Annotated in this window: 4 protein-coding genes; all 4 read left to right on the forward strand. The window is 63.8% G+C overall.

The window, feature by feature from the left end; translation table 11 throughout:
- Positions 1–499 (forward strand): hypothetical protein (locus ACE03M_RS16920; RefSeq protein ID WP_485935207.1); only part of this gene is annotated, 499 nt, incomplete at its 5' end.
- A gap of 428 nt (positions 500–927) precedes the next feature.
- Positions 928–2,175, forward strand: a complete 1,248-nt coding sequence (locus ACE03M_RS16925) for a CaiB/BaiF CoA transferase family protein (RefSeq protein WP_485935209.1) — start codon at positions 928–930, stop codon at positions 2,173–2,175.
- Between the two features lie 282 nt (positions 2,176–2,457).
- Positions 2,458–3,378 carry a hydroxymethylglutaryl-CoA lyase gene (locus ACE03M_RS16930; protein ID WP_485935210.1) on the forward strand — a complete coding sequence of 307 codons (921 nt, stop codon included), beginning with the start codon at positions 2,458–2,460 and terminating at the stop codon, positions 3,376–3,378.
- Positions 3,371–4,624 (forward strand): CaiB/BaiF CoA transferase family protein, encoded by a 1,254-nt coding sequence (locus ACE03M_RS16935; RefSeq protein WP_485935211.1) that lies wholly within the window; start codon positions 3,371–3,373, stop codon positions 4,622–4,624. Before ACE03M_RS16930 ends, ACE03M_RS16935 begins: the two co-directional genes overlap by 8 nt.
- Positions 4,625–4,651: the final 27 nt, after the last annotated feature.

Below are 4,651 nucleotides of genomic sequence, written 5' to 3' on the forward strand. Positions count from 1 at the left end.
CCCGCCCCTCTTCAGTTACTGCGTAAGGCTGAGGGAATCAGCGCTGCTGGTCGAAGCCGCCCTGTTCCTGGCCGCCTTCGTTTCCGCCGCCGAAGCCGCCCTGTTCCTGGCCGCCTTCGTTTCCGCCGCCGAAGCCACCCTGCTGCTGGCCACCCTGCTCGTTGTCGCCGCCGAAGCCGCCGCCCTGGTTGCCTTCGTTTCCGCCGCCGAAGCCGCCCTGCTCGGACTGCTGTCCGCCCTGGCCACCTTCGCTACGCTCGTTGTCGCCGCCGCCGAAGCCGCCGGATTCCTGGCCGCCCTGCTCGGACTGCTGTCCGCCCTGGCCACCTTCGCTGCGCTCGTTGTCGCCGCCGAAGCCGCCCTGTTCCTGGCCGCCGCCCTGCTGGCCGCCCTGTTCCTGGCCGCCACCAAAGCCGCCACCCTGCTGCTCCTGGTCGCCGCCGCCGAAGTTCTCGTTGTCCTGTCCAAAGTTTTCCGACATGTTCTGCTCCTTGGTTGATGGCATACGGCCGCGTCCTGCGGCTTGGTGACAGTCTTAAACATGAAGAGTCTTGATACAAGGGGAAGCAAGGAAAATTGCGTGAAATTGGCTCAAGTCTCAGAAGCTGTTCATTTCCTGCCGATCTTCACAGGAAGCTCGGAGAAAACCGTCGCAGTGAATGACGTTTCAACAAGATAGGGTCATCGATTCCACCTTCCGTCGGCCTTCCCGTCAGTCCTCCTGTCAGTAGACGGACATGAGGTTCTGTCGGTAGACGGACACTGGGTTCGTCGACCCTACGGCGTCATGTATTCCGAAATGTCGCTGTTGGTCTTGCTGACCTGGCACTATTGCAGAAAGACAGAAACCGGGACAGGCCCGTGTGGCAGCGACCGGCGCAGTCCGGTAGGCACATCAGAGCCCGATCGACGAACAGGAGCATCGACATGACAGCACGTCGTCTTCCACTGAGCGGTGTGCGAGTCCTCGAACTCGGCAACTACATCGCGGCACCTACCACCGGTCGCATGCTTGCCGACTTCGGTGCAGAGGTCATCAAGATCGAGCGCCCCGGCACAGGTGACGAGCTCCGCAACTGGCGCCTCAAACAGGGCAGCACCTCAATGCTCTACAGGACCATCAACCGCAATAAGAAGTCCGTTGTCCTCGACCTTCGCTCAGAGGAAGGCAGAGCTTCGGCACTCGAGCTCGTGCGTCGCAGCGATATCGTGCTCGAGAACTTCCGCCCCGGAACGATCGAAAAGTGGGGTCTGGGACCAGATGTCCTCGAAGGGGCCAACCCCGACATCATCCTCGTGCGCATCTCCGCCTTCGGCCAGACCGGTCCCATGTCCGAGCGCCCCGGATTCGCCGCCGTCGCCGAAGGCTATTCCGGCTTCCGCGAACTCGTCGGTGACCCCGACCGGCCGCCGGTGCGCGTGGGAATCTCGATCGGTGACTCCATCGCCGGTATGCAGGCTGCGTTCGGTGCCGTGATGATGCTCTTCGATCGTCAGCGCCAGAAGATCGCCGGCGCCGCCGAGGCTGTGACCGGCTCCGATCACAGCTTCGAAGGCAGGGAGTCCTTGGCTGAGCGTACGGTCGACGTCGCACTGAACGAAGCCATGTTCTCCGTAATGGAATCCCTTGTCCCCGACTACTCCGCGTTCGGTGAGACGCGCACTCGCACTGGTGGACGGATGGAGGGCATCGCCCCGTCGAACGGATACCTCTGCGCCGGTGGAAAATCGGTGGTCATCGCCGGAAACGGCGACGGAATCTACAAACGCCTCATGGAGGCCGTTGACCGTCCGGACCTGGGTGAGGACCCTGATCTGCAGACCAATGCCGGTCGCTGGGATCGGCGTGAGGAGCTCGATGAAGCCATCGGCGCCTGGTGTGCCGATCGCGAAGTCACCGAAGTGGTCGAAACTTTGGAGACCGCCGGCGTTCCTGCCGGGCCGATCTACACCGCAGAGGATCTCGTGGCCGACGAGCAGCTCGCCGCACGCGGCATGATCCAACACCTCGACGTCTCGACCGGTGAAGAGACGCTGCCCGACGTGGCCTTCCCGGGAATCACCCCGGTCATCGGCGGCTCCTCGATCCCGATCGACCACCTCGGCCCGGACTTGGGTGAGCACACCGACGAGGTGCTCGAGCAGCTCGGCGGGCAGCTGCCCGAACGCGACTGAGCAATCACGACTGCGGCTGAACACTCACGACAGCCTTGGGCGACGCCTCAGCTCAGAACCGCACACCCATGTCCGAACTGTCGAGATCCTTCGTCCCATTTAATGGGAGTGATAGCCCTCACTTCATTGCCGCTTCTCATATAGCGAACATTTCACGTCCGCGCTCATTGCAGGGATGCGGGGAACGGCTATGTTGGGTGCAGACGGCAGCGCGCAAAGGAGCGCGGTGCCACTCTCGTCCCGGTCTCCGGGAATGAGCAGATCAATGAAGGAGCTCTCACCATGGTTCGGCCAACATCGGTCACGATTCTCGACACCACGCTGCGTGACGGTCTGCAGATCGAAGACGCCATCGTGCCCACCGACGCCAAGGTCGCTCTGGGCCAGCAGCTCATCGCCGCGGGACTCAAGGAGATCGAGGTAGGATCGTTCGTCAATCCGAAGAAGGTCCCGCAGATGGCCGACACCGGCGAGGTCCTGCAACGACTCCAGCCGTATGAGGCCGAGGGCATCGACTTCTTCACCCTGGTGTTCAACCTCAAGGGCGCCCAACGCGCCGTCGACGCCGGAGCGAAGAACATCAAGCTCGTCCTCTCCGCCTCCGAAGGCCATTCTCAGGCGAACTCCGATGCCCCGATCGCCCAGGCCACGCAGCGTCTCCTCGAAGCCGCGACCTTCGCCCGTGACAACGGTGTGCGTTTCGACATCACCACCGCGGTCAGCTTCATCTGCCCCTTCGACGGCATCACCGACGCCGGCCACCTCGTCGAGGTTCTGTGTCCCTTCGTCGAAGCCGGGGCACACGGCATCGGTGTCGCCGACACGATCGGAAACGCCAACCCATCATTGGTGTCCAGGAACACCTCGGCGGTCTTGGAGGCCTTCCCGGGCAGACCAGTGAGCCTGCATCTGCACGACACATACAACTTCGGAATGGCCAATGTCATCGCAGCCCTCGACCTGGGAATCTCGAACTTCGATGCGGCTATGGGCGGCCTGGGCGGCTGTCCCTTTGCCCCGGGCGCTGCCGGCAACATCGGCACTGATGACCTCGTTCACCTCCTGCACCGTGAAGGCGTGGCGACCGGGGTCGACGTTGACGCGCTCTCGGCAGTCAGGGAACCACTGACGGCCGCGGTCGGCCATGAGCTGACATCGAGCCTGTCTGCGATCCCCGCTGTTCCGGCGGCCTACCATGCTTGAGCAGAGCGAATCCTCGACCGTCGGCGTAGAGGAGCTGCCGCTGGCTGGCATCCGCGTCATCGAGTTCTCCCATATGGTCATGGGTCCCAGCTGCGGGATGATCCTCGCCGATCTGGGCGCCGAGGTGATCAAGGTCGAACCGCGCGGGGCCGGGGACAAGACCCGCTACCTGCCCGGCTCCGGATCCGGGCTGTTCCCCGCCTTCAATCGCAACAAGCAGTCCGTCCAGCTCGACATCGCCGAGGCGGCCGATCGTGACGTCGCTCTGTCCCTTATCGATTCCGCCGATGTTCTCCTCGAGAACTTTCGGGTCGGGAAGATGGATTCCATGGGCTACGGCTACGAGGAACTCGCCAAGCGCAATCCTCGCCTCATCTACTGTTCCCTCAAGGGGTTCCTGTCCGGACCCTACGGTGGGCGCACCGCCCTCGACGAGGTCGTGCAGATGCTCGGCGGCCTTGCCTATATGACCGGTCCGCCCGGACAGCCGCTGCGCGCCGGAGCCAGTGTCAACGACATCATGGGCGGAATGTTCGGGGTCATCGGAGTGCTCTCGGCACTGCGCGTGCGCGAACGCACCGGTGAGGGGCAGGTCATCAACTCCGCCCTGTTCGAGAACAACGCCTTCCTCGTCGGCACGCACATGGCACAGGCCCAGCTCAGCGGGGAACCGCTGCGTCCGATGCCCACTCGTCGAGCCACCTGGGCTGTCTACGACATCTTCCGCGACAAACACGATGACCAGATCTTCGTCGCAGCCGTCAGCGACGGGCAATGGCATGACCTCTGCGACGAGTTCGATCTGACCCAACTCGCCGGTGACACTGACCTCGAGACGAACCAGGGACGCGTCGATCAACGCGATCGCATCCACCGCGAGCTGCAGGCGGCTCTGTCCCAGCTCGACCTCGCTCAGATCGAGGAGAAATGCACCCGCCGCGGACTGCCGGTCGCCCCGGTGAACACCCCGGCCGACCTCACTTCCGACGCCCACCTCGTCGCTTCCGGGGCTCTGGCCAGCACCGGCCTGCCCAGCGGAGACCAGGTTGATGTTCCCCTGCTGCCGCTGACCTTCGGCGGACGTCGGCTGGGTCTGCGCAGCGATGTGCCAACACCTGGTGAGCACAATGTCCGCTACCGGGATGGTCCAGCCGAAGCCTCGGAGTGGGAAGCCGGCCTCGAGTCGGATCCGAGAGCTGAACCCGTCGACGCCGATGTCGGCGAATCGAAGACACAGTCTCAGTAACACCCCGGGGCCTGGGCTCGCCCAGGC

The sequence above is a fragment of the Brevibacterium sp. AGC70 genome, from assembly GCF_057334195.1.